Source organism: uncultured Sphingosinicella sp. (assembly GCF_963974575.1).
GTDB lineage: Bacteria > Pseudomonadota > Alphaproteobacteria > Sphingomonadales > Sphingomonadaceae > Sphingosinicella.
In genome coordinates, this window is sequence record NZ_CAXBBQ010000001.1 from 390236 (window position 1) to 412411 (window position 22176).

Here is a 22176-nt window from a genome sequence, read left to right on the forward strand (position 1 = left end):
AGTAAGGTTACGGACGGCCGGTGCGGCCGCCTTGCGTGCGACAGGGTACGGGTAGCGCCCCGGCAGTCCGCGAAAAAGCGGACTGGGGCTCAATGTATACGACCGAACTTCTCGATACGCGTGCGGTTTCGCCGGAAAGCTGCCCGGCGCTCGTTCTCAACGCGGATTACACGCCGCTCTCTTATTATCCGCTCAGCCTGTGGTCGTGGCAGACCGCGATCAAGGCGGCGTTCCTCGACCGGGTATCGGTGGTCGCCGAATACGATCGCGTCGTGCACAGCCCGCGCTTCGCGATGCGGCTGCCCTCGGTGATCGCGCTTCGGGACTATGTGAAGCCGTCGTCGCACCCGGCGTTCACGCGCTTCAACCTGTTCCTGCGCGATCGGTTCAGCTGCCAGTATTGCGGCGGGCGGCACGATCTCACATTCGATCATGTCGTGCCGCGCGCATACGGCGGGCGCACGACGTGGGCGAACGTCACCACCGCCTGCGCACCCTGCAACCTGCGCAAGGGCGGGCGCACGCCGGCGGAGGCGCACATGGCGCTGCGCACCGCGCCGCGACAGCCGACCGCGCACGAGCTGCAGGTGAACGGCCGGGCCTTCCCGCCGCACCATCTCCACGAAACGTGGCGCGATTATCTCTATTGGGACAGCGAGCTCGAGGCATAGAATCTCTCCTTCTCCTCGCCGGGGAGAGGGGAAAACAAACATCACGAACGCCTGTTGCAGCGCAGCATGGGTGGGCCTAGCTTGGCGGACATGAGTGCCGCACCCCTCCGTCAGTCCCGCGCGTCCAGCCTCTCCGATCGCGACGAGGTGCGCTACCTCGGCCGCCTGCTGGGTGACGTCATTCGCGATTTCGATGGCAAGGCGGCCTTCGACACGATCGAGGAACTGAGGCAGGCTTCGGTCGCGGTGCACCGCGACGACGCGCCGGAGCGGCGTGCGGAATTGGCGCGGCTGCTTGCGGGGCTGAGCCTTGATGATGCGGTGCGCTTCATCCGCGGCTTCCTCAATTTCTCGCTGCTCGCCAACATCGCCGAGGACCGCCAGGCGGGCATCGTGCCGAGTGGATCGGAAACCCGGCCGGAGCGGCTGGAAGGCGCGCTCGCGGAGCTTGCACGCCACGGCGTCGCGCCCGAAGACGTCGCCGCGACGCTTGCCGGCGCGCTGATCTCGCCGGTGCTCACCGCGCACCCCACGGAGGTGCGTCGCAAGAGCGTCATCGACCGCGAAAGCGCCATCGCCGCGCTCGTCGCCGGCCGCGCCGACACGTCCGATCCTGCCGATCCCGATGCCGTCGATGCCGCGCTCTACCGGCAGATCGCGCTGCTCTGGCAAACCCGCCCGCTGCGCGCCGTGCGTCTGCTCGTCGTCGACGAGATCGCGAATGCGCTCAGCGTCATGCGCGAAAGCCTGATGCCGGTGCTACCGGCGCTGCACCGGCGCGTGGAAACGCTGCTTGGCGGCGCGTCCGTCGGCAGCTTCCTGAAGCCGGGGAGCTGGATCGGCGGCGATCGCGACGGCAATCCGTTCGTCACCGCCGAAACGCTGCGCATGGCGCTTGCCGGGCAGGCCCGCGTCGCGCTTCAGCATTATCTGGACGAGGTGCACGCGCTCGGCGCAGAGCTGTCGATCAGTGCCTCGATCGCGTCGGTCACCCCCGCGCTCGCCGCGCTCGCCGAGGCGAGCGGCGACGAATCCCCGCACCGGCAGGACGAGCCCTACCGCCGCGCGCTGTCCGGCATCTACGCGCGGCTCGCCGAAACCCATGTCGAGCTCACCGGCGTCCGTCCGCCGCGCGCCGCGAAGCTTCTCGCCGACGCCTATGCGGCGCCGGAGGCGCTGATCGCGGACCTCAGCGTGGTGCGCGACAGCCTCATCACGCACGGGGGCATCCGTTTCGCCGGCACCCGCCTCGACGATCTCATCCGCGCCGCCTCGATCTTCGGCTTCCATCTCGCCGCGCTCGACATGCGCCAGAACAGCGGCATCCACCGCGCCGTCGTCGCGGAGCTGCTGCGCGAAGCGGGCGTCTGCGCCGACTATGAGGCGCTTTCCGTGCCGGAGCGCACGGCACTTCTCCGCCGCGAACTCGCGCACCGCCGCCTGCTCGTCAGCCCTTTCGCCTCTTATTCGGAAGAGACGCGCGGCGAACTCGACATCCTGCGCGCGGCGGCGGAAGCGCACCGGCGCTACGGCCCGGCGTCGATCCGCAACTATCTCATCTCGCATTCCACCTGCGTCGCCGATCTGTTCGAGGTCTATCTGCTGCTCAAGGAGGCTGGCCTCTACCACCCGGGTGACGTGCCCGCCTGCGCGGTGATGGTGTCGCCGCTGTTCGAAACCATCGAGGATCTTGAAGCCGCGCCCGCTGTCATGCGCGAATTCCTCACGCTCCCCGAAGCCCGCGCGCTCGCCGAGGCGCGCGGCGGCGTTCAGGAAGTCATGATCGGCTATTCGGACAGCAACAAGGACGGCGGCTACCTCACCTCGAACTGGGCACTGTTCGAAGCCTCGCTGGCGCTCGCCGATGTGTTCGCGGACAGCGGCATCCGGCTCCAGCTCTTCCACGGCCGCGGCGGCACCGTCGGGCGCGGCGGCGGCTCCGCCTTTGCCGGCATCCGCGCGCAGCCGCCGGGCACGGTGGGCGGCCGCATCCGCATCACCGAACAAGGCGAAGTCATCGCCTCCAAATACGGCACGCCCGCGCTCGCCGCGCTCAATCTTGAAACCATGACGTCAGCGACACTGCTCGCGACGCTCGCCCCGCCCGAAACCGATCCCGCCGATCTCGCGCGCTTCAGTACGGCGATGGAGACTTTGAGCGCCGCCGCGCGCGCCGCCTATCGCGGGCTCGTTTACGAGACGCCCGGCTTCAACACCTATTTCCGCGCAGCAACGCCCGTCGGCGAGATCGCCGAGCTCAAGATCGGCTCGCGCCCCTCGTCGCGTACCAAGTCCGACCGCATCGAGGACCTGCGCGCGATACCGTGGGTGTTCAGCTGGTCGCAGTCGCGCGTCATGCTGCCCGGCTGGTTCGGCGTCGGCGCCGCGCTTTCCGCCTTCCCGGACAAGGCGCTGTTGAAGGCGATGAACGCCGAATGGCCGTTCTTCGCCGCCACCCTCTCGAACATGTCGATGGTGCTCGCGAAGTCCGACATCGACATCGCCGCGCTCTACAGCGACCTCGTCGAGGACGAGGGACTGCGCGGCACGGTGTTCGGCGAGATCAGCGCCGGCTGGCACCGCACCCGCGATCAGCTTCTCGAAATCACCGGCCACACCGAATTTCTCGGCGACGACCCGGCGCTCGCGCGCCGTGTCCGTATGCGTCTGCCTTATATCGAGCCGCTGAACGCGCTGCAGGTGGAACTCATCCGACGCTACCGGCGCGGCGAGACGGATGCCCGTGTGCGCGAAGGCATCCACCTCACGATCAACGGCATCGCGGCGGGTCTCAGGAACAGCGGTTAGGCGAAATACGTGCGGAGAATGCGCCCGTAGATGCGGGTGAGCGTGTGGAGATCGTCCACCGCGACATGCTCGTCGGTCTTGTGCATCGATTGGCCGGGCAGGCCGAACTCGACAACCGGGCACAGCCGCCGGATGAAGCGCGCGTCGGAGGTACCGCCGCTTGTCGAGAATTCGGTTTCAGCGCCTGTCTCAGCGCGGATCGCATCGGCGAGAAGCGCGCTGAAATCGCCGGGTTCGGTGAGGAACGCCTCGCCCGAAATCTTCGCCTCGACGCTGGCACCCGCCGTTTCCCGCGCGGCGACCTTTTCGATCCACTGGACCAGCTCCGCGCCGGTGTGCTCGTCGTTGAAACGGATGTTGAGCCGCGCTTCCGCCATCGCGGGGATCACGTTCGTCGCCGGGTTGCCGACGGTCATGTCGGTGATTTCGAGGTTCGACGGATCGAACCACGCATTGCCGGTATCGAGTTCGCGCGCCTGCAGGGCGTGGAGGATGTTGACGAGGTGGCGGACGGGATTGTCGGCCATGTGCGGATAGGCGACGTGCCCCTGCGCGCCAGCCACACGAATCCACACGTTCACTGAACCGCGCCGCCCGATCTTCACCATGTCGCCGAGCCGGTGGCGGCTGGTGGGTTCGCCAACGAGGCAGTGATCGGGGACGTTGCCGGTCGCCTCCATCCAGTCGAGCAGCGGCTTGGTGCCGAACGTCGCCGGGCCTTCCTCGTCGCCGGTGATGATGAAGCTGAGCGAGCCCTGCGCGGGAATATTCTCGGCCGCCGCCGAGACGAACGCAGCGATGGCGCCCTTCATGTCGGCAGCGCCACGCCCGACAAGCTGGCCGTTTCGCACCTCGGCGGCGAACGGCTCCACGGACCAGCCGTCGCGATTGCCCACCGGCACGACATCGGTGTGCCCGGCGAAGGCGAAATGCGGGCCGCCGCCGCCGATGCGCGCGAAGAGATTGTGCACGGGGCCGTCGGGCGCCTCGCCCCACACGTGACGCCACACCTTGAAGCCGATCGCCTCCAGCGCTTCGGCGAGCACGGCCTGCGCGCCCTCGTCGCGCGGCGTGATGCTGGGGCAGTGGATGAGCGCGCGGGCAAGCGCGAGCGGATCGATGGCAGCAGACATGAGAGGTGCTTATAGTGGCGCCGCTGGGTTAAGGAAGCGCCATGCCGAAACTCGATCTTGAAGCCATCCCCGAAGTCTGCCGCACCGGCTATCCCGCGCCCCATAGTGCCGCTGTCGCAGGCCGGCATTATCGGCGCCTTGCGGGGCCGGGCGGTCTTACCGATTTCGGCGTCAACATGTGCAGGCTCGAACCCGGCGCGTGGTCCAGCCAGCGCCATTGGCACAGCAAGGAAGACGAATTCGCCATGCTGATTTCGGGTGAGGCCGTGCTCGTGACGAACGCGGGCGAAACGGTGATGCGCCCCGGCGACTGCGCGGCCTTTCCCAAGGACGACGGCGACGCGCATCATTTCGTGAATCGATCGAACGCGGACGCGGTGCTGCTCGTCGTCGGCAGCAATTTCGCCGACGATACCTGCACCTATCCCGATATCGACATGCACCTGCCGCGCAGCGACGGTCCGTTCACGCGCAAGGACGGCAGCGCATTTTGATCACGGACGCACGCGATGCCGAAGCGGCAGGTGGGATCATCGCGCGTGCGTTTCACGACGATCCGGTCAACCGCTGGGTGTTTGGCGCGCGGCCCATGGCGCCGACATTCACGGCGCTGGCCCGCCATCTCTATCTGACACGGGGCTTCGGGCACGTGGCGGACGCCGACGGCGCGGCGCTCTGGCTGATGGATGCGCGCGACAAGGATGCGGGACTCGTCGCCACACTCAAGGTCGCGGCCGCGCTCGGCTTTAGTGCGGGCATCGGTGCGATGCGGCGCGGGCTCGCGCTCGATGCCGTGTTCAGCAAGGCGCATCCGCCGGAGCCGCACGCCTTCCTGTTCGCGGTCGGCGTCGTGCCGGAGGCGCAGGGCAAGGGGCTCGGCGGCGCGCTGATCCGTGCGGGCCTTGAGCGCGTCGATGCCGCGCGTCTGCCGTGCTATCTCGAAAGCACGAAGGAACAGAACCTGCCGCTCTACCGCCACTTCGGCTTCCAGGAATTGCCGCTGCTTGCTGCGCCGCGTGGGTGCCCGCCGGTCTGGCCGATGTGGCGGTCTGCTAAAGCTGTCTGAGAAAGCCGTCCATTTCCGTCGCGACCTTTTCGCGGACGGGATCATGGAACAGCCAATGCCCGGCGCCCATGATCTCGCGATAGTCGGTGTGGCCGGTGAGCGCGCGTGCCGTCGCACGGGCGACGGCGATGGGGGTGATGCGGTCGCGGTCTCCGACGACCACCAGCGCGGGCATTGAAAGCCTGCCGTAATCGACCCGGGTCGCGCGCGACTTGTCCGCCCACGGCATCGACATCTGGAAGAGCACGCGGCCCGAATCCCAAACCAGATTCGCGATTTCCGCGCTGGCGACATCGTAGGGCACTTCGTTGAAGATGCCCCAGCGCGCACGCTCTGCATCGATCTTCGTCGGCTGCTTCCACCACTGCCGCTTCACGGCGATGCCGAACACGGTGCGCAGGGGGGCGAGCGAAATGCTCTGCGTTTCCGCTGTCGGCCCAGGCGACAGCAGGACGAGGCCGCGCGCGCCGGTGGCCTCCGCGACCTTCTGTGCAAGCATGCCGCCCATCGAATGGCCGATGATCACCGGGCTTTCGGGCAGCGTGCGCACCACGGCAGCGACGGCATCGACATAGTCCTGCACGCCGATGGTGGCGAGGATGGCCGGCGGCGGCTCGGCGGGATCGAGGTCGTGATAGGGCAGCGCAGGCACATGCACGTCATGCCCGGCGGCGCGATAGCGATCCGCGAACCAGTCCCACACATGCGGCGTCGACCACATGCCGTGGATGAAGAGAAGCGGCGGCTTGCTCATGGACGGGCCCTCCGGTTCGCCAAACAGGGGCAGGTTAGTCGACAACGCCGCTTGCCGCCAGCACCGACATTGTCACGAGATCGCTCGTCGTCGAGGTCATCGGCACGATCTGCACCGGCTTCGACATGCCCATCAGCAGTGGCCCGAACACGCGGCCGCCGCCCAGTTCCTTCAGAAGCTTCGCCGAAATGTTCGCCGAATGCAGCCCCGGCATGATGAGCACATTGGCGGGGCCGGTGAGGCGGCTGAACGGATAGAGCTTGGCCATGTCGCGGTTGAGTGCCACGTCCGCCGACATCTCGCCTTCATATTCGAAACCGACGCGGCGGTCGTCGAGCACCGCGACGGCTTCGCGCAGTACGTTGGTGATGTCGCCCGGCGGATTGCCGAAGTTCGAATAGGATAGGAAGGCGACGCGCGGGGTCTTGCCCATGCGGCGGGCGACGCTCGCGGTCTGTTCGGCGATGTCGGCAAGCTGCTCGGCGGTCGGGCGTTCGTTCACCGTGGTGTCGGCGATGAGGAAGCTGTCGGAGCGGCCGACGATGAGGTGGATGCCGAAGGGCACGTGGCGCGGGGCGGGATCGATCACCTGCTGCACCTGGCTCAGCGTCTGGCTGAAATGGCGCGTCACGCCGGTGACGAGCACATCGCCGTGGCCGAGCGCGACGAGGAGCGCGCCGAAGATGTTGCGATCCTGGTTCACCATGCGCTGCGCGTCGCGGTAGAGCACGCCCTTGCGCTGCAGCCGGCGATAGAGATGCTCGGCCATGCCGGGCACCAGCGGGCTGATGCGGCTGTTGTGGATCTCGAAGGTGGCGGCGTCCTCGATGCCGAGTTTGCGCAGCCCCTCCTTCACGCGGTCATCGCGGCCGACGAGCACGGGGATGCCGTAGCCGGCGTTCTTGATGGTGATCGCGGCGCGCAGAACGGTCTCTTCCTCGCCCTCGGCGAAGACGATGCGCTTCGGATTCGCCTTGGCGGCGTCATAGCTGTTCGAAAGCACGGCGGTCGTCGGGTTCAGCCGGGCGCGAAGCTCGGTGCGGTAGGCCTCCTCGTCGATGATCGGGCGCTGCGCGACGCCCGTGCGCATTGCCGCGCGGGCGACGGCGAGCGGGATCGCCTCGATAAGGCGCGGATCGAACGGGGCGGGGATGATGTATTCGGGGCCGAACACCGGCTGCTTGCCGTAGGCGACGGCGACCTCGTCGGGCACCGTTTCGCGCGCGAGATCGGCGAGCGCCTCAGCGGCGGCGATCTTCATCTCCTCGTTGATCGTCGTCGCGCGCACGTCGAGCGCACCGCGGAAGATGTAGGGGAAGCCGAGGACGTTGTTGACCTGGTTCGGATAGTCGGAGCGGCCCGTGGCGATGATCGCGTCCGAACGCACGGCGTGCGCGTCTTCGGGCAGGATTTCGGGCACCGGGTTCGCCATCGCGAAGATGATCGGATTGGGCGCCATCGCCTTCACCATCTCGGGGGAGAGCGCGCCCGCCGCAGAGAGGCCGAGGAACACGTCGGCGCCCTGCATGGCATCCATCAGCGTGCGCTCGTCGGTCTCGATCGCGTAGGCGGACTTCCACTGGTTGAGATTGGTGCGATCCTTGTGGATCACGCCTTCGCGGTCGCACATGCGGACATGGTTGCGCGGCATCCCCATCGCGATGATGAGCTCGGCGCAGGCGATGGCGGCGGCGCCGGCGCCGTTCACGACCATCTTCACGTCCTTGATCGACTTGCCGGTGATCCGAAGCGCGTTGATGAGACCCGCGGCGGAAATGATCGCGGTGCCGTGCTGGTCGTCGTGGAACACGGGGATGTTCATCATCTCGCGCAGGCGACTTTCGATGATGAAGCAGTCGGGGGAGGCGATGTCCTCCAGGTTGATGCCGCCGAAGCTCGGCTCCATCAGCGATATGGCGCTCACCAGCCGGTCGACGTCCTCGCTCGCAAGCTCGATATCGATCGCGTCGACGTCGGCGAAGCGCTTGAAGAGGACGGCCTTGCCTTCCATCACCGGCTTCGAGGCAAGCGCGCCGAGGTTGCCGAGGCCGAGAATGGCGGTACCGTTGGAGATGACGGCGACGAGATTGCCCTTGGCGGTGTAATCATAGGCGAGCACGGGGTCGGCGGCGATCGCCTCGACGGGCACGGCGACGCCGGGGGAATAAGCGAGGCTGAGGTCGCGCTGCGTGGCCATCGGCTTCGACGAGATGATCTCGATCTTGCCCGGGCGGCCTTGCGAATGGAATTGCAGGGCCTCCTGATCGCTGAACTTGATCGAACTGCCTTTTGACAAATGTTTTCTCCACCAAGGCGCCTGAGATCGCTATTAGCGTCCGCATGTGCGCCGACGCCAGTCCTCAATCCGTGAAATCTGTAAAAGCGGGTTCCCCCTCGCCCATGATGGAGCAATACCTCGCGCTGAAAGCAGAGGCCGGGGACAGCCTGCTGTTCTTCCGCATGGGCGATTTCTACGAGATGTTCTTTCAGGATGCTGTCGCGGCGGCCGGTGCGCTCGATATCGCGCTCACCAAGCGCGGCCAGCACCTGGGCGAGGACATCCCGATGTGCGGCGTCCCCGCACACAGCCACGAGACGTATCTTTCGCGACTCATTTCCAAGGGCTTCCGAGTCGCCATCGCCGAGCAGGTGGAAGACCCGGCTGAGGCGAAGAAGCGCGGTTCGAAATCGGTGGTGCGCCGCGCGGTGATCCGCGTCGTGACGCCCGGTACTCTCACCGAGGAAAACCTGCTCGACGCGCGAAGCGCGAACCGGCTCGCGGCGGTGGGCGAAGCGGAGGGGCGCATGGGCCTCGCGTGGTGCGACCTGTCGTCGGGCGAGTTCATGACCGCGCCGGTCGATGCCGCGCTCGTCGGCGCGGAGCTGGCGCGGCTGCGCCCGGCCGAGCTTCTGGTCGCGGACGGCAAAGAGGCGCCCGCCGGGCACCTCGTTGCCGTGCGGCCGCGCAGCGACTTCGACAGCACGGCGGGCGAGCGCAAGCTGTGCCGTCGCTTCGACGTCGGCACACTCGACGGGTTTGGTGCGTTCACGCGCGCCGAGCTGGCGGCGGCGGGTGCGCTTATGGCGTTCGTCGAGGCGACGCAGAAAGACGCTGCCGTGCGGCTGCGCCCACCCGCGCGGCACCTTCCCGAGAGCGCCATGCTGATCGACGCGGCGACGCGCGCCAGCCTGGAGCTTGCCGAAACCATGGCGGGCAGCCGCAAGGGCTCGCTCCTCGATTGCATCGACCTCACCGTCACCGGCGCGGGCGCGCGGCGCCTCTCCGCCGATCTCGCCGCGCCGCTTACCGATCCGGACGCCATCGCGCAGCGCCTCGATCTCGTCGGCTGGTTCGTCGGCGCGCCGACCATCCGTGAACGCGTCCGCGCCGCGCTGAAACGCATTGCCGACATCGAGCGCGCGCTTGGCCGGCTTTCCGCCGGGCGCGGCAGTCCGCGCGACCTCGGCTTGCTCCGCGATGCGCTGCAGGGCGCGCTCGATCTCAAACGCCTGCTCTCGGAAAGCCAGCTCGGCGTACCGGCGATGCTCGCGGATTGTCTGGAACGCATCGGGCCGCACGGCGCGCTTGTCGAAGGCCTTGCCGCCGCGCTGGTGCCTGAGCCGGGCTTTTCAGTGTCCGACGGCGGCTTCGTCGCCGAAGGCTTCGACCCGGCGCTCGACGAGCTGCGCGGGCTCGCGCAGGACGGGCGCCGCCACATCGCCGCGCTGGAGGCGCGCTACCGCGATGCGACCGGGATCGCCGCGCTCAAGATCCGCCACAACAACGTGCTCGGCTATCATGTCGAGGTTTCGGCGCGCCATGCCGACCCGCTGATGGCAGCGGACAGCGGCTTCACGCACCGGCAGACGCTTGCGGGCGTGGTGCGCTTCAACAGCGTCGATCTCGCCGATCTCGCCGCGCGCATCGCCGAGGCGTCGACGAAGGCACTGGCGGTTGAAACCGCGCACTTCGCTGCGCTCCGCGAAACCGTGCTCGAAGAGGCGGAAGCTGCCGGCGAAACCGCCGGGGCGCTCGCGCGCATCGATGTTGCGGCGGCGCTCGCCGAGCTTGCCGCACGCGGTGGCTGGGCGCGCCCTGAGGTCGATGCGAGCACCGCTTTCGATATTCGCGGCGGTCGGCATCCGGTCGTCGAGGCAGCACTCGGCACGAAGCGCGAGGCGTTCGTCGCGAACGATTGCGACCTCGGGCCGGAACGCCGCCTGTGGCTGCTGACCGGCCCAAACATGGCGGGCAAATCGACCTTCCTGCGCCAGAACGCGCTGCTCGCCGTGCTCGCGCAGACGGGCAGTTTCGTGCCCGCGCAGTCGGCGCACATCGGCGTTGTCGACCGGCTGTTCAGCCGTGTCGGCGCATCGGACAATCTCGCCGAGGGCCGCTCCACCTTCATGGTCGAGATGGTCGAGACGGCGGCGATCCTGCGGCAGGCGACGGTGCGCTCGCTCGTGATCCTCGACGAGGTCGGGCGCGGAACCTCCACCTACGACGGGCTCGCGATCGCGTGGGCCGTGGTGGAGGCCGTGCACGACAGCCTTGCCAGCCGATGCCTGTTCGCGACGCACTATCACGAGCTGACCGTGCTCGCCGATCGCCTCTCCGCCGTGCATCTCGCTACGGTGAAGGTGCGCGAATGGAAGGGCGATCTCGTGTTCCTGCACGAGGTGATTGCAGGCGCGGCCGATCGCAGCTACGGCCTCGCCGTCGCGCGCCTCGCGGGGCTGCCCGAACTCGTGACGCACCGCGCGTCCGAAGTGCTGGCGCGACTGGAGCAGGGCAAGGCGAAGACCGGCGGCATCGCCGCGGGCCTCGGCGATTTGCCGCTGTTCAGCGCCGCGGCGCCGGCCACACCCGCCCGCGATGCGCTGCGCGATGCACTCGCCGCGCTCCGGCCGGACGAGATGAGCCCGCGCGCCGCGCTCGATGCGCTCTACGACCTCAAGCGCTTGGCAGACGGCGGTGGAGGGGCGATATCATGAGCATGACCGACCGTTTCCACCGCGTCACCGACCGCCGCGCGATTATCGATCGCCGTGAGATTGCCGAGGCTTTGGCCGCGATTCCCGCCGATCGCGCCGCCGCCGTCGACGTGCTGCGCGTCGCGCTGACGGACGGGCGGGGCGAACTCAAACGGCGGTTGGAAGCGGCGCCCTACAAGGGGCTGGAGCTTGCGAACGGCTACGCGTTCCTCACCGACCAGCTCGTGCGGCTCGTCTTCGATTTCGCGACGCAGCGCCTCTATCCCGCAAGCAACCCCAGCGCCGCAGAACGCATCGCCGTGTGCGCCGTCGGCGGTTACGGCCGCGCCGAGATGGCGCCGTTCTCGGACGTCGACATCCTGTTCCTCACCGCGCAGAAATCCACGGGCTGGATCGAGCAGGTGGTCGAGACGATGCTCTACACGCTGTGGGATCTCGGCCTGAAGGTCGGTCATGCCACGCGCTCGATCGCCGATGTCGTGCGCCTGTCTCGCGAGGATGTGACGATCCGCACCGCGATGCTGGAGGCGCGCTACGTGTGGGGCGACGAGGCGCTTTACGACGAGTCGAACGCGCGGTTCCTGAAGGATGTCGTCTCCGGCACGGAGCGCGACTTCACGCAGGCCAAGCTCGCCGAGCGCGAAGCGCGCCACACGCGCATGGGCGACAGCCGCTACGTCGTCGAGCCCAATATCAAGGAGGGCAAGGGCGGGCTTCGCGATCTCCACACCTTGTTCTGGATCGGCAAATACGTGTTTCGCGTCGAACGCGCGGCGGAGCTTGTCGACAAGGGGCTGCTGACCCCGCGCGAATACCGCCAGTTCAACAAGGCCGAGAATTTCCTGTGGGCGGTGCGTATCAACCTGCACGACATCGCGAAGCGCGGAGAGGAACGGCTGACGTTCGACATGCAGCGCGAGCTTGCCGCACGGCTTCATTATCAGGACCGCGCGGGCATGTCGGCGGTCGAGCGCTTCATGCGCCATTATTTCCTGATCGCGCGGCAGGTGGGCGATCTCACCGGGCTGTTTCTCTCGCATCTCGAAGAGACGTATGCGGAGAGCCGCATCCGCCTGCCGAGTATGCGGCGCGCGCCCCGCAAGCTGAATGGCTTCACCGTGCAGCGCGGCCGCCTCGGCGTGCCGACCGACGATTTCTTCGCAAAGGATCCGGTGCGGCTCCTCGAGATGTTCGCGCTCGCCGAGAAGCACGAACTTGAAATCCACCCGCAGGCGATGCGGCAGGCGGGGCGCGATGCGAAGCTGATAGACGCGCGGATCCGCCGCGATCCGCGCGCGAACGCGCTGTTCATGGATGTGCTGACCAGCCGGCGTGCGCCCGACACGGTGCTGCGCTGGATGAACGAGGCGGGCGTATTCGGCCGTTTCGTGCCCGATTTCGGCCGCGTCGTCGCGCGGATGCAATACGACATGTACCACCATTATACGGTGGACGAGCACACGATCCGCGCCATCGGCCTGCTCGCGCGTATCGAGAGCGGCGAATTGACGGCGGAGCATCCGACAAGCGCGGTCGTCATCCACCAGATCGCCTCGCGACGGGTGATCTACATGGCGGTGCTGCTGCACGATATCGCCAAGGGACGCGGCGGGGACCACAGCATACTCGGTGCCGATGTCGCGCTCGCGCTCTGCCCGCGTCTCGGCCTGACGCCTGCCGAGACGGAAACCGTCTCGTGGCTGGTGCGCTATCACCTGCTGATGTCGGAAACCGCGACGCGCCGCGACCTTTCGGATTTCAAGACGATCCAGGATTTCGTCGCGGTCGTGCAGGACGTGGAGCGGCTGCGGCTGCTGATGATCCTCACCGTCGTCGATATCCGCGCGGTCGGCCCCGGCCGCTGGACGGAATGGAAGGCGCAGCTTCTGCGCGACCTTTATGTCGCCGCCGAGGAGATGCTGCGCCTTGGCCACCAGCAGCGCGGACGCGCCGAGCGCATCGCAGCGAAGAAGGATGAGCTGAAGGCCGCGCTCGGCTGGAGCGACCGGGTCTTCAATGCTCATGCGAAGCGGTTTTTCGACAGCTATTGGGTCGCCGAGCCCGCCGGCTCGCTGCTCGCGAACGCGCGGCAGATCGCGGAGGCGAAGGACGAGATTTCGGTTTCGATGACCAGCGACGACGCGCTCGGCGCCACCCAGGTTTCGGTTTTTGCGCCCGATCATCCGGGCCTCTTCTACCGGATCGCGGGCGGCATCACGCTTTGCGGCGCGAATATCGTCGACGCGCGCATCCATACGACGCGCGACGGCATGGCGATCGACAACCTCGTCGTGCAGACGCCCGCGGGTCGCGCGCTCGAGGACGCGCACGCGCTTGAACGGCTGAAGACGACGATCATCGAAGCAGCGTCGGGGCAGGTGAAGCTCGCAGAGCGGCTGGCTGCGCGGCCGCTTGCCCGGCATCGCGCCGACGTGTTCAAGGTGGAGCCGAATGTGCTCGCCGACAACAAGGCATCGAACCGATACACCGTGATCGAGGTGCACGCGCTTGATCGGCCGGCGCTGCTCTATGGAATTACGCGCAGGTTGTTCGACGCGCGGCTTTCGATCAGCTCGGCGCATATCGCGACCTATGGCGAGCGCGCGGTCGACGTTTTCTATGTGACCGATCTTACCGGCGACAAGATCGAGAATGCGCAGCGCCTGAAAGGCATCACCCGCAAGCTGCTCGCGGTGGCTTCGGGCGAAATCGAAGCGAAGGTCGCAGCTTGAAAAAGGACCCGCGCCCCTCGGGGCACGGGTCCAACTCCCCGGGTCAGCGTGGAGTGTCTCCGAATATCCCCGTCCAGACTGCGATAATCGGAACTGCAGCCGGACGCACAAGTGGAACCTGCCGACAGCTTCCCCTCGCGTAAAGGCCTAAGTTGGGGCGAACCGAGCAAACCTGCAACAACTACGCATGGTGAGACAGTGTTGTTGCCATGCATCGCTGTCGGGTGTTGCCGGAACGCCACGGTTTTTTATCACGCCGCCCGCTGGAACCTGCAGGCCGGCCCGTCGCTTGAACCTTCGGGGGCACCCGAAAGGAGCGCTCTGTGCTGGAAATCGTAAAGTGGACCGCGTCGATCAGCGGCATGGTTGCGGCGCTCGCGGTCGCAGCCGATCTTGGCCGGCGTATCACCGGCTGGGGTTTCGTGCTGTTTCTCCTGTCGAGCGCGGCCTGGATCACGGCAGGGCTGCTGGACGAGGAGGCGGCGCTCTCCACGCAGAACGCCGTGCTCTTCGTCATCAATGCTGTCGGTGTCTACCGCTACCTGATCCGTAAGGTCAGTGTGACAGCACCAGCGGCAACGACGCGTCCGCCAGCAGCGAGCGCGTGACGCCGCCCAAGATGAACTCGGCGAACCGCGAACGGCCGTATGCGCCCATCACCAGATATCCGGCGCTCACTTCGGCGGCGATGCTGCTCAGCGTGTCCGCCACCGTGCCGCTCTTCGCGCGGGCATGAACCTCGACCTTGATGCCGTAGCGGGAGAGGTACGAGGCCGCCTCGCGCGCCGGAATGTGGGTGTCGAAATCTTCTTCGATACAGGCGATGTGAACGCCTTTCGAGGTGGTCAGCAGGCTCATCGTGTTGCGCACGGCCTGCGCGGCTTCGGGTGATCCGTTCCACGCGATGAGCGCCGCGCCCGACGGGTCGAACCCCACGTGGTCGTCACGGACGGCGAGCACAGGGGCGCGCACCTTGGTGGCGATCTCGCCAACGATCGGGAGTGCCGCATCGGGATCGGTGAGCTTGCCGGTGGGGCTCAGCACGATGAGGTCGGTGAGCTGGCTGTGCATCATCACCGCGACCGAACCGCTGCCGCGCGAATCGATCCAGTCCCACGGCACGCCTTCGTTCTGAAGCTGCGCTTCGATCCGCGTGCGCGTCGCTTCCATCGTTTCGGCGTAGGCCTCGTAGGCGATCATCGCGCCCGTGAAGGGTTCGCCCGCATAGGCCGCGAACGGCATCGCCTGAAGGCAGGTCAGATGCCCGCTGTAATAGCGCGCCGTGTCGAGCGCCGCCTGAAGGCGCGCGTTCTGTCCCGCATCCTCATGGATATGGACGAGAATCGATTTCATCTTCCGCTCTCCCGCTGTTCACCCGAATGAGTGATACCACTGCCGAAGCAAGCAAACTTGCGGCAGATCAAGAAGGAGCGCGCGCCGCCTAAACGTCCAGATTCGCGACGTTGAGCGCGTTCTCCTGAATGAATTCGCGGCGGGGTTCCACCACGTCGCCCATCAGCCGCGTGAAAATGTCGTCGGCAAGGTCGGCCTGCGCGATCTCCACCTTCAACATTGATCGCACGGAAGGATCAAGCGTCGTTTCCCAGAGCTGCTCGGCGTTCATCTCGCCAAGGCCCTTGTAGCGCTGGATGGCAAGCCCCTTGCGGCCGATCTCGAAAATCGCCTCCAGCAGCGCCGAGGGGCGCGTGATCTGCCGGTCGCCGAGCAGGATCGGCGTGCGGTAGGCGGCAGCTTCGCCGGCGAGCAGCTGGTTGATCTTGCGCGCCTCCGCCGAAACGATGAACGCACGGTCGATCGCGTAGTGATCGGTCACGCCGCGGTAGGTGCGGGCGAGTTTGTAGCCGTCGTCGACATGCTCTGCGCTCCAATGGGCATCGTCGTGGCCATTCAGCCACGCGGCGACGTCTGCCGCGGCATCGCGTTCCGGATTGAGCCCGCCGGAGATCGCCAGTGCCTCGACGATGCGGGAATCGTAGCGTCCCGGCACATAGGCCATCAGCGCGCGGAGCTTGCGCGCCTGCTCGACGAGGCCGCGAAGGTCCTCGCCCGTGCGCGGGCCGTCGGCCGTCTCGGCGACGAGCCCGTCGAGGCCGGTGCGGATCAGATAGTCGTCCAGCGCCGCCTGGTCCTTCAGGTACACCTCGGAGCGGCCGCGGCTCACCTTGTAGAGCGGCGGCTGCGCGATATAGACGTGGCCGGCCTCGATGAGCTCGCGCATCTGCCGATAGAGGAAGGTGAGGAGCAGCGTACGGATGTGCGCGCCGTCCACGTCGGCGTCGGTCATGATGACGATCTTGTGGTAGCGTAGCTTCGAAATATCGAAGTCGTCCCGTCCGATGCCGGTGCCGAACGCCTGGATGAGCGTGCCGATCTCGCGCGATGCGAGCATCCGGTCGAAGCGCGCGCGCTCGACGTTCAGGATTTTGCCCCGAAGCGGCAGGATCGCCTGGAAATGCCGGTCGCGGCCCTGCTTGGCGGAGCCGCCGGCCGAATCGCCCTCGACGAGGAACAGCTCCGACTTCGCGGGGTCCTTCTCCTGGCAGTCGGCGAGCTTGCCGGGCAGCGAGGAGATCTGCAGCACGTTCTTGCGGCTCGCTTCGCGTGCCTTGCGGGCAGCCTCGCGTGCCACGGCGGCGGAAACGATCTTCTCGACGACGACGCGCGCCGGGCCGGGGTTTTCCTCCAGCCACTCGGCGAGCTTCTCGCCCATCAGCGATTCGATCGGCTGCCGCACCTCGGAGGAGACGAGCTTGTCCTTGGTCTGCGACGAGAACTTGGGGTCGGGCACCTTCACCGAAACGATCGCCGTCAATCCCTCGCGCATGTCCTCGCCCGTCGGCGAGACCTTCTCCTTTTTCAGGATGCCCGAGCTTTCGGCGTAGTTGTTGAGCGTGCGCGTGAGCGCGCTGCGGAATGCGGCAAGATGCGTGCCGCCGTCGCGCTGCGGGATGTTGTTGGTGAAGGGCAGGACCTGTTCGTAATAGCTGTCGTTCCATTCGAGCGCGACATCGATGGAGATGCCGTCGCGTTCGCCCTGCATGAGGATCGGGTCGGGGATCAGCGGCGTCTTGGTGCGGTCGAGGTACTTCACGAAGGCCGCGACGCCGCCTTCGTAGAACATCTCGATCGTTTTCGGCTCGGTGTGGCGGGCGTCGGTCAGCACCACCTTCACGCCGGAATTGAGGAACGCCAGCTCGCGGTAGCGGTGCTCCAGCTTCTCGAAATCGAATTCGATGACCTTGAACGTCTCTTCCGAGGCGAAGAACGTGACGTGCGTACCCTTGCGGCCGTTCGCATCGCCGACGACCTTCAATGGCGCGACGGCATCGCCGCGCTCGAAGCGCATGTAGTGCTCCTTGCCGTCGCGGAAGATGCGGAGGTCGAGCCAGTCCGAAAGCGCGTTCACGACCGAAACGCCGACGCCGTGGAGGCCGCCTGAAACCTTGTAGCTGTTCTGGTCGAACTTTCCGCCCGCGTGCAGCTGGGTCATGATGACCTCGGCGGCGGAAACGCCTTCACCCTCGTGGATGCCGGTCGGGATGCCGCGCCCATTGTCCGTCACCGTCACGGAGCCGTCGGCATTGAGCGTGACCGTCACCGTGTCGCAGTAGCCCGCGAGCGCCTCGTCGATCGCGTTGTCGGAGACCTCGAACACCATGTGGTGCAGGCCCGAACCGTCCTCGGTGTCGCCGATGTACATGCCCGGCCGCTTGCGCACGGCGTCGAGCCCCTTCAGGACCTTGATCGAATCGGCGCCGTATTCGCCGGAAGACGCGTTGCTGCTCATGTTTTCCTTAAAGTCTGCTCAGGCGACCGTTTGACACGTCTATATAGATAGCGTCGGCGCCGATTGCACGGAAAAGTGACACGTCCGTGCCCGTCATCCACACCTGCATCGCGTCCGCCTCCAGCATCGCGAAAAGCGCCGCGCGCCGCGTTTCATCGAGGTGCGCGGCGACCTCGTCGAGCAGCAGCACGGGGCGCCGCCCGGTGCGCGCGGCGACGACGCGGGCGTGGGCGAGGACGAGGCCCAGGAGAAGCGCCTTCTGCTCGCCCGTGGAGGCGCGCGCGGCGGGCTGATCCTTGGCGAGGTGCGTGACGGCAAGGTCGCTGCGGTGCGGCCCCACGGTGGTGCGTCCCGCCGCCGTGTCGGCGCGGCGCGAGGCCGCGAGCGCTTCCGCCAGCGCCCCGGCCTGCCACGCCTCGCCTTCCAGCAGCAATGCGCCCTTGGGAAACGGCCCCGTATCCGATGCCGCGATTTCCTCGCCGAGCGCATCGATCGCCATGCGCCGCGCGGCATCCACGGCGGCCCCATGCTCGGCCATCTGCTTTTCGAGTGAGGCCAGCCAGTCCGTATCGGGCGCGCGCTCGCCGCCGAGCAGCTTGTTGCGCGATTGCATGGCGGCATCGTAGCGCTGCGTGTGCCCGGCGTGCTGCGGCACCAGCGCCAGCGTCAACCGGTCGAGGAAACGCCGCCGCCCGCCCGCGCTTTCCAGGAACAGCCGGTCCATCGCCGGGGTCAGCCACAGCACGGAAAGCCATTCGGACAGCGCGTTCGCCGCCGCGCCCGCGCCGTTCACGCGCACCAGCCGCCGCCCCGGCGTCTCGGCCTGCGTGCCCGTGCCGATCTCGACGGGCGCCTCGGCGCCGCAGCCGAGCGTCGCGGAGACGGCGAAGCCGCCGCTGCCGCCGATGCGCGCCATTTCAGGAAGCCCCGCGCGCCGGAGGCCGCGCCCGGGTGCGAGCAGCGAGATGGCTTCGAGAAGATTGGTTTTCCCCGCCCCATTGTCGCCGGTCAGCACGACCGCGCCTGGCCCGGCGGTGATGTCCGCGAGCGCATAGCTGCGGAAATCCGTCAGGCGCAGCCGGTCTATGGTGCGGGGCTGTGTCGGCATGGCGGCCCCGTCTATCGCGTGCTAGTCTTGGGCGAAAGGGAGACGTCCATGATCCGTGCCGCTGTGTTTGCCGTCACCATGTTGTTTTCGTCCACCGCGCTTGCCGACCAGACGGTCGTCTACAAGGGGCAGGATGGGAAAAATCTGACATTGGAGATTGCCGATAGCGGCATCGTGCATATCACCGGGCCGGTGCCGGGGCAGACCGGGCTGGTTCAGGATGGCGAGCTTTTCCTGATTGATACGGCGCAGGAAAAGCCTCGCGTCACGCGGCTTACCGATGTCGCCGCCGTGTTTGGGGAGGTTATCGGGCCGATGTTCGGCGCGCTCTTCGATGCCGCGGCGAAGGCCGATCCGAAGCCCGCGCAGCCGCTCGTTATCGAGGCGGCGGGCACGACGACCGTCGCGGGCTTCACGGGCGATGCCTATCGCATCAAGGGCATCGACAAGATGAATCCGGACACCGCCATCGAATGGGTGGCGACGCGCGATCCGGCACTCGCGCCTGCGGGCAAGGCGATGCTGCAGTTCATGGAAGCGACAATGGTGATGGCTGCACCGATGATCGGCGAAGTCGCCGCGAGCATGATCGGTGACATGCGTCAGGCCTTCACGCTCGGCACGCCGCTGAAGGCCGGCACGCGGTTCGAGCTTGCGAGCGTGAAGGACGGGGCGATCGACCCTGCGCGTTTCCGGCTTCCGGCGGAGCCGATGAGCCGTGCCGATCTTCTGAAGGACGTGAAGGCGAGCGCACCCGCGAAATAGAGGTCAGCCGCGGGCTTTGCAGGCCGGTATCGCGGTCACCGCTCCCTTTGCCGCGAGCGGACGCACCTCCAGCAGCGCGCCGAGCACGCGCCCTGGCTGTTCCGTCACCATAAAGTGCGCGGAATTCTCGATGAACATTATGCGCGTCTGCGGCGAACAAAGCTCCGCGGCGAGCCGGGCCGCTGCGGCCGCGGGTGTCTGCAGGTCGTGACGGCCGGAGACGAAAATCATCGGCACATCGAAATCGCGGCCCAGCGCCTCGCGGAAATCCCAGTCCGCCACAGAGGCCATCAGCGGATCGAGGGCAAGTTCCGCGTCGGTGTTCAACATGCGCCACATGCCGCGGAGCGACAGCGTGGGCGAAGCAAACGCCGTCGTGAGCATCCGGCTGGCGATGTCTTCCGGCCCGGCGCTGTTGTACCAGGACCCGCGTGCGGCGGAGAGATGCCCCTGTATCTTCGCAACCCACGCCGAAAAGGCTTCGGTGTCATGGGCGTCTGGCGCCGGACCCGCATCGACCATGGCTTTTACAAGCGCTGCATTGCCCGTGGTGCGGCCGATCTCGGCAAGCGCCGCCCGCGTTTCCTCCATATTGCGTTTCCAGCCGGTCAGCTGCCCGAAGCCGACATACGCGTAGAGCAGATCGGGCCGGCGTTTTGCGACCTCGGCGCCCAGCACCGTGCCCCAGCTATGGCCAAGAAGGATCACCTTCTGCTGGCCGGTGCGTCGGCGCAGATGCTCGATAAGCGCGATGGCGTCGTCGACGAGTTGGGTCTTGGTTATGGTGCCGCGCAGAGCCTCGCCATCGATGGCAGATCGACCAAAGCCCCTTTGGTCCCACTGCACGACGGTGAAATAATCCTCCCACGGCCGCTGGAAGCTATAGGCAAGATCACTTGTCGTTCCGCCCGGGCCGCCGTGAAGATAGACGAGGATCGGCTGCCGGCGATCCTGTCCGCGGATCGTCACCCACTGGCGCGCGCCGCCCAGCTGCACGTACCCCGCCTCGTCGATACCGCGGGGCGAAACAATACGGGCGTCGGCAGAATTGGCGCTTTGCAGGAACGCCCGTACGCCGAGCACCGCGCCGACAGCGACTGCAAGAAGCAGCACGGGCAGCAAGACAATGTAACGCAGCACAAACCGCAGCACTTTCCGCTTCCGCGAGACGGAAGTTTGCGGGGCTACGGTCACGTCCGGCGGGGATGGCATTTGCGCGTCAGACGCGCATCGGCATCAGCACGTAGAGCGCGGGCGAGGACTGACCTTCGCGGATCAGCGTCGGCGCGGCCGCGTCGGCGAGGTGGATCTCGATCTCGTCGGTTTCGATCTCGCTGAGGATATCCAGCAGATAGCGCGCATTGAAGCCCACATCGAGGCTCTCGGACGCATAATCGGCCGGCACTTCCTCGGCGGCGGTGCCGGTTTCCGGGCTCGTCACCGACAGCACGATGCGGTCGCGGTCGATGCTCATCTTCACCGCGCGCGTCTTCTCGGTGGCAATCGCAGCCACGCGGTCCACACCCTCGGCGAGCGCCTTCGTGTCCACCTTCAGCAGCCGGTCGTTCTTCGTGGGGATCACCCGCGAATAATCGGGGAAGGTGCCGTCGATCAGCTTCGAGGTGAGCACGGCAGTGCCCGCGCGGAAGCGGATCTTGGTGGAGGAGAGCGAAACTTCGATCTCGCCCGTCACCTCGTCGAGAAGCTTGCGCACTTCTGCGACGCACTTCCGGGGCACGATGATGTCGGGCATCCCGTCAGAGCCCGCCGGCGCATCGAGCGCGACGCGCGCCAGGCGGTGGCCGTCGGTCGCGACCGCGAGCAGCTTGCCGTCGACGACGTGCATGAAGATGCCGTTCAGGTAATAGCGCGTCTCTTCGGTGGAGATGGCGAAGCGCGTCTTGTCTATGATCTGCTTCAGCGTCTCGGCCGGAAGCTGGAACTTCGTCGGCAGGTCGCTTTCGGCGATCATCGGGAAGTCGTCGCGCGGCAGCGTCGCGAGGTTGAAGCGCGCGCGGCCCGCCGCGATCGACATCTTGTCGCCCGAAACCGCGAGCTCGACCTGGCTACCTTCGGGCAGCTTGCGCACGATGTCGAACAGCGTGTGCGCCGAAACCGTCGTCGCGCCCGATGTTTCCACCTGCGCGGCGATCGAATCGACCACCTGCAGATCAAGGTCGGTCGCCATCAGCTTGAGGCCGCCGTTCTCGACCTCGATGAGGACGTTCGACAGGATCGGGATCGTGTTGCGACGCTCCACCACCGACTGGACGTGACCAAGGCATTTGAGCAGCGTCGCCCGCTCGACCGTCGCCTTCATGCGTTTCCCTTCAAAC

The 22176-nt window shown here is 66.9% G+C and carries 16 protein-coding genes; 8 read left to right on the forward strand and 8 right to left on the reverse strand.

The annotated features are described in order from the left end of the window. Positions 1-92 precede the first annotated feature (92 nt). Both AAC014_RS02020 and ppc read left to right on the forward strand, forming a co-directional pair. A complete protein-coding gene (locus tag AAC014_RS02020; RefSeq protein WP_339703581.1) occupies positions 93-671 on the forward strand; it encodes an HNH endonuclease in 579 nt (192 codons plus the stop codon). 90 nt (positions 672-761) lie between these two features. After that, positions 762-3479 (forward strand): phosphoenolpyruvate carboxylase, encoded by a 2718-nt coding sequence (gene ppc / locus AAC014_RS02025; RefSeq protein WP_339703583.1) that lies wholly within the window; start codon positions 762-764, stop codon positions 3477-3479. Here the strand turns inward: ppc and dapE are convergent. Next, complete coding sequence (dapE, locus tag AAC014_RS02030; RefSeq protein WP_339703586.1) at positions 3476-4612, reverse strand: succinyl-diaminopimelate desuccinylase; 1137 nt, start codon at positions 4610-4612, stop codon at positions 3476-3478. The two genes, ppc and dapE, sit on opposite strands and share 4 nt — an antisense overlap. 41 nt (positions 4613-4653) lie before the next feature. Between dapE and AAC014_RS02035 the strand changes: the two genes are divergently transcribed. Together AAC014_RS02035 and AAC014_RS02040 are read left to right on the forward strand one after the other, a co-directional pair. Further along, positions 4654-5106 (forward strand): cupin domain-containing protein, encoded by a 453-nt coding sequence (locus tag AAC014_RS02035; protein ID WP_339703589.1) that lies wholly within the window; start codon positions 4654-4656, stop codon positions 5104-5106. Next, positions 5103-5678: a GNAT family N-acetyltransferase gene (locus AAC014_RS02040; protein ID WP_339703592.1), complete on the forward strand. Its 576-nt coding sequence runs from the start codon at positions 5103-5105 to the stop codon at positions 5676-5678. Before AAC014_RS02035 ends, AAC014_RS02040 begins: the two co-directional genes overlap by 4 nt. Here the strand turns inward: AAC014_RS02040 and AAC014_RS02045 are convergent. Together AAC014_RS02045 and AAC014_RS02050 are read right to left on the reverse strand one after the other, a co-directional pair. Continuing rightward, positions 5665-6432 (reverse strand): alpha/beta hydrolase, encoded by a 768-nt coding sequence (locus AAC014_RS02045; RefSeq protein WP_339703594.1) that lies wholly within the window; start codon positions 6430-6432, stop codon positions 5665-5667. The genes AAC014_RS02040 and AAC014_RS02045 overlap by 14 nt on opposite strands. A 34-nt stretch (positions 6433-6466) precedes the next feature. Next, complete coding sequence (locus tag AAC014_RS02050; protein WP_339703597.1) at positions 6467-8728, reverse strand: NADP-dependent malic enzyme; 2262 nt, start codon at positions 8726-8728, stop codon at positions 6467-6469. A 104-nt stretch (positions 8729-8832) separates the two neighbouring features. On the opposite strand from AAC014_RS02050, the gene mutS reads away from it, so the two are divergent. The 3 genes from mutS (at position 8833) to AAC014_RS02065 (ending at position 14767) form a co-directional block, all read left to right on the forward strand. Next, positions 8833-11427: a DNA mismatch repair protein MutS gene (gene mutS, locus AAC014_RS02055; RefSeq protein ID WP_339703599.1), complete on the forward strand. Its 2595-nt coding sequence runs from the start codon at positions 8833-8835 to the stop codon at positions 11425-11427. 2 nt (positions 11428-11429) lie between these two features. After that, a complete protein-coding gene (locus AAC014_RS02060; RefSeq protein WP_339703971.1) occupies positions 11430-14159 on the forward strand; it encodes a [protein-PII] uridylyltransferase in 2730 nt (909 codons plus the stop codon). A gap of 323 nt (positions 14160-14482) precedes the next feature. Next, positions 14483-14767 carry a hypothetical protein gene (locus AAC014_RS02065; RefSeq protein ID WP_339703602.1) on the forward strand — a complete coding sequence of 95 codons (285 nt, stop codon included), beginning with the start codon at positions 14483-14485 and terminating at the stop codon, positions 14765-14767. Here AAC014_RS02065 and AAC014_RS02070 read toward each other — a convergent pair. From AAC014_RS02070 to recF, 3 genes are all read right to left on the reverse strand, one after another. Next, positions 14715-15512: a universal stress protein gene (locus AAC014_RS02070; RefSeq protein WP_339703605.1), complete on the reverse strand. Its 798-nt coding sequence runs from the start codon at positions 15510-15512 to the stop codon at positions 14715-14717. The two genes, AAC014_RS02065 and AAC014_RS02070, sit on opposite strands and share 53 nt — an antisense overlap. 88 nt (positions 15513-15600) lie before the next feature. Then, positions 15601-17967 (reverse strand): DNA topoisomerase (ATP-hydrolyzing) subunit B, encoded by a 2367-nt coding sequence (gene gyrB / locus AAC014_RS02075; protein WP_339703608.1) that lies wholly within the window; start codon positions 17965-17967, stop codon positions 15601-15603. A gap of 7 nt (positions 17968-17974) precedes the next feature. Further along, positions 17975-19075 (reverse strand): DNA replication/repair protein RecF, encoded by a 1101-nt coding sequence (recF, locus tag AAC014_RS02080; protein WP_339703611.1) that lies wholly within the window; start codon positions 19073-19075, stop codon positions 17975-17977. A 48-nt stretch (positions 19076-19123) separates the two neighbouring features. Between recF and AAC014_RS02085 the strand changes: the two genes are divergently transcribed. Further along, on the forward strand, positions 19124-19840 hold the full coding sequence (locus tag AAC014_RS02085) for a hypothetical protein (RefSeq protein WP_339703614.1): 717 nt from the start codon (positions 19124-19126) through the stop codon (positions 19838-19840). 3 nt (positions 19841-19843) lie between these two features. Here AAC014_RS02085 and AAC014_RS02090 read toward each other — a convergent pair whose 3' ends face one another. After that, a complete protein-coding gene (locus tag AAC014_RS02090) occupies positions 19844-20980 on the reverse strand; it encodes an alpha/beta fold hydrolase (RefSeq protein ID WP_339703617.1) in 1137 nt (378 codons plus the stop codon). Between the two features lie 79 nt (positions 20981-21059). Beyond that, positions 21060-22160, reverse strand: a complete 1101-nt coding sequence (gene dnaN / locus AAC014_RS02095) for a DNA polymerase III subunit beta (RefSeq protein ID WP_339703620.1) — start codon at positions 22158-22160, stop codon at positions 21060-21062. Positions 22161-22176: the final 16 nt, after the last annotated feature.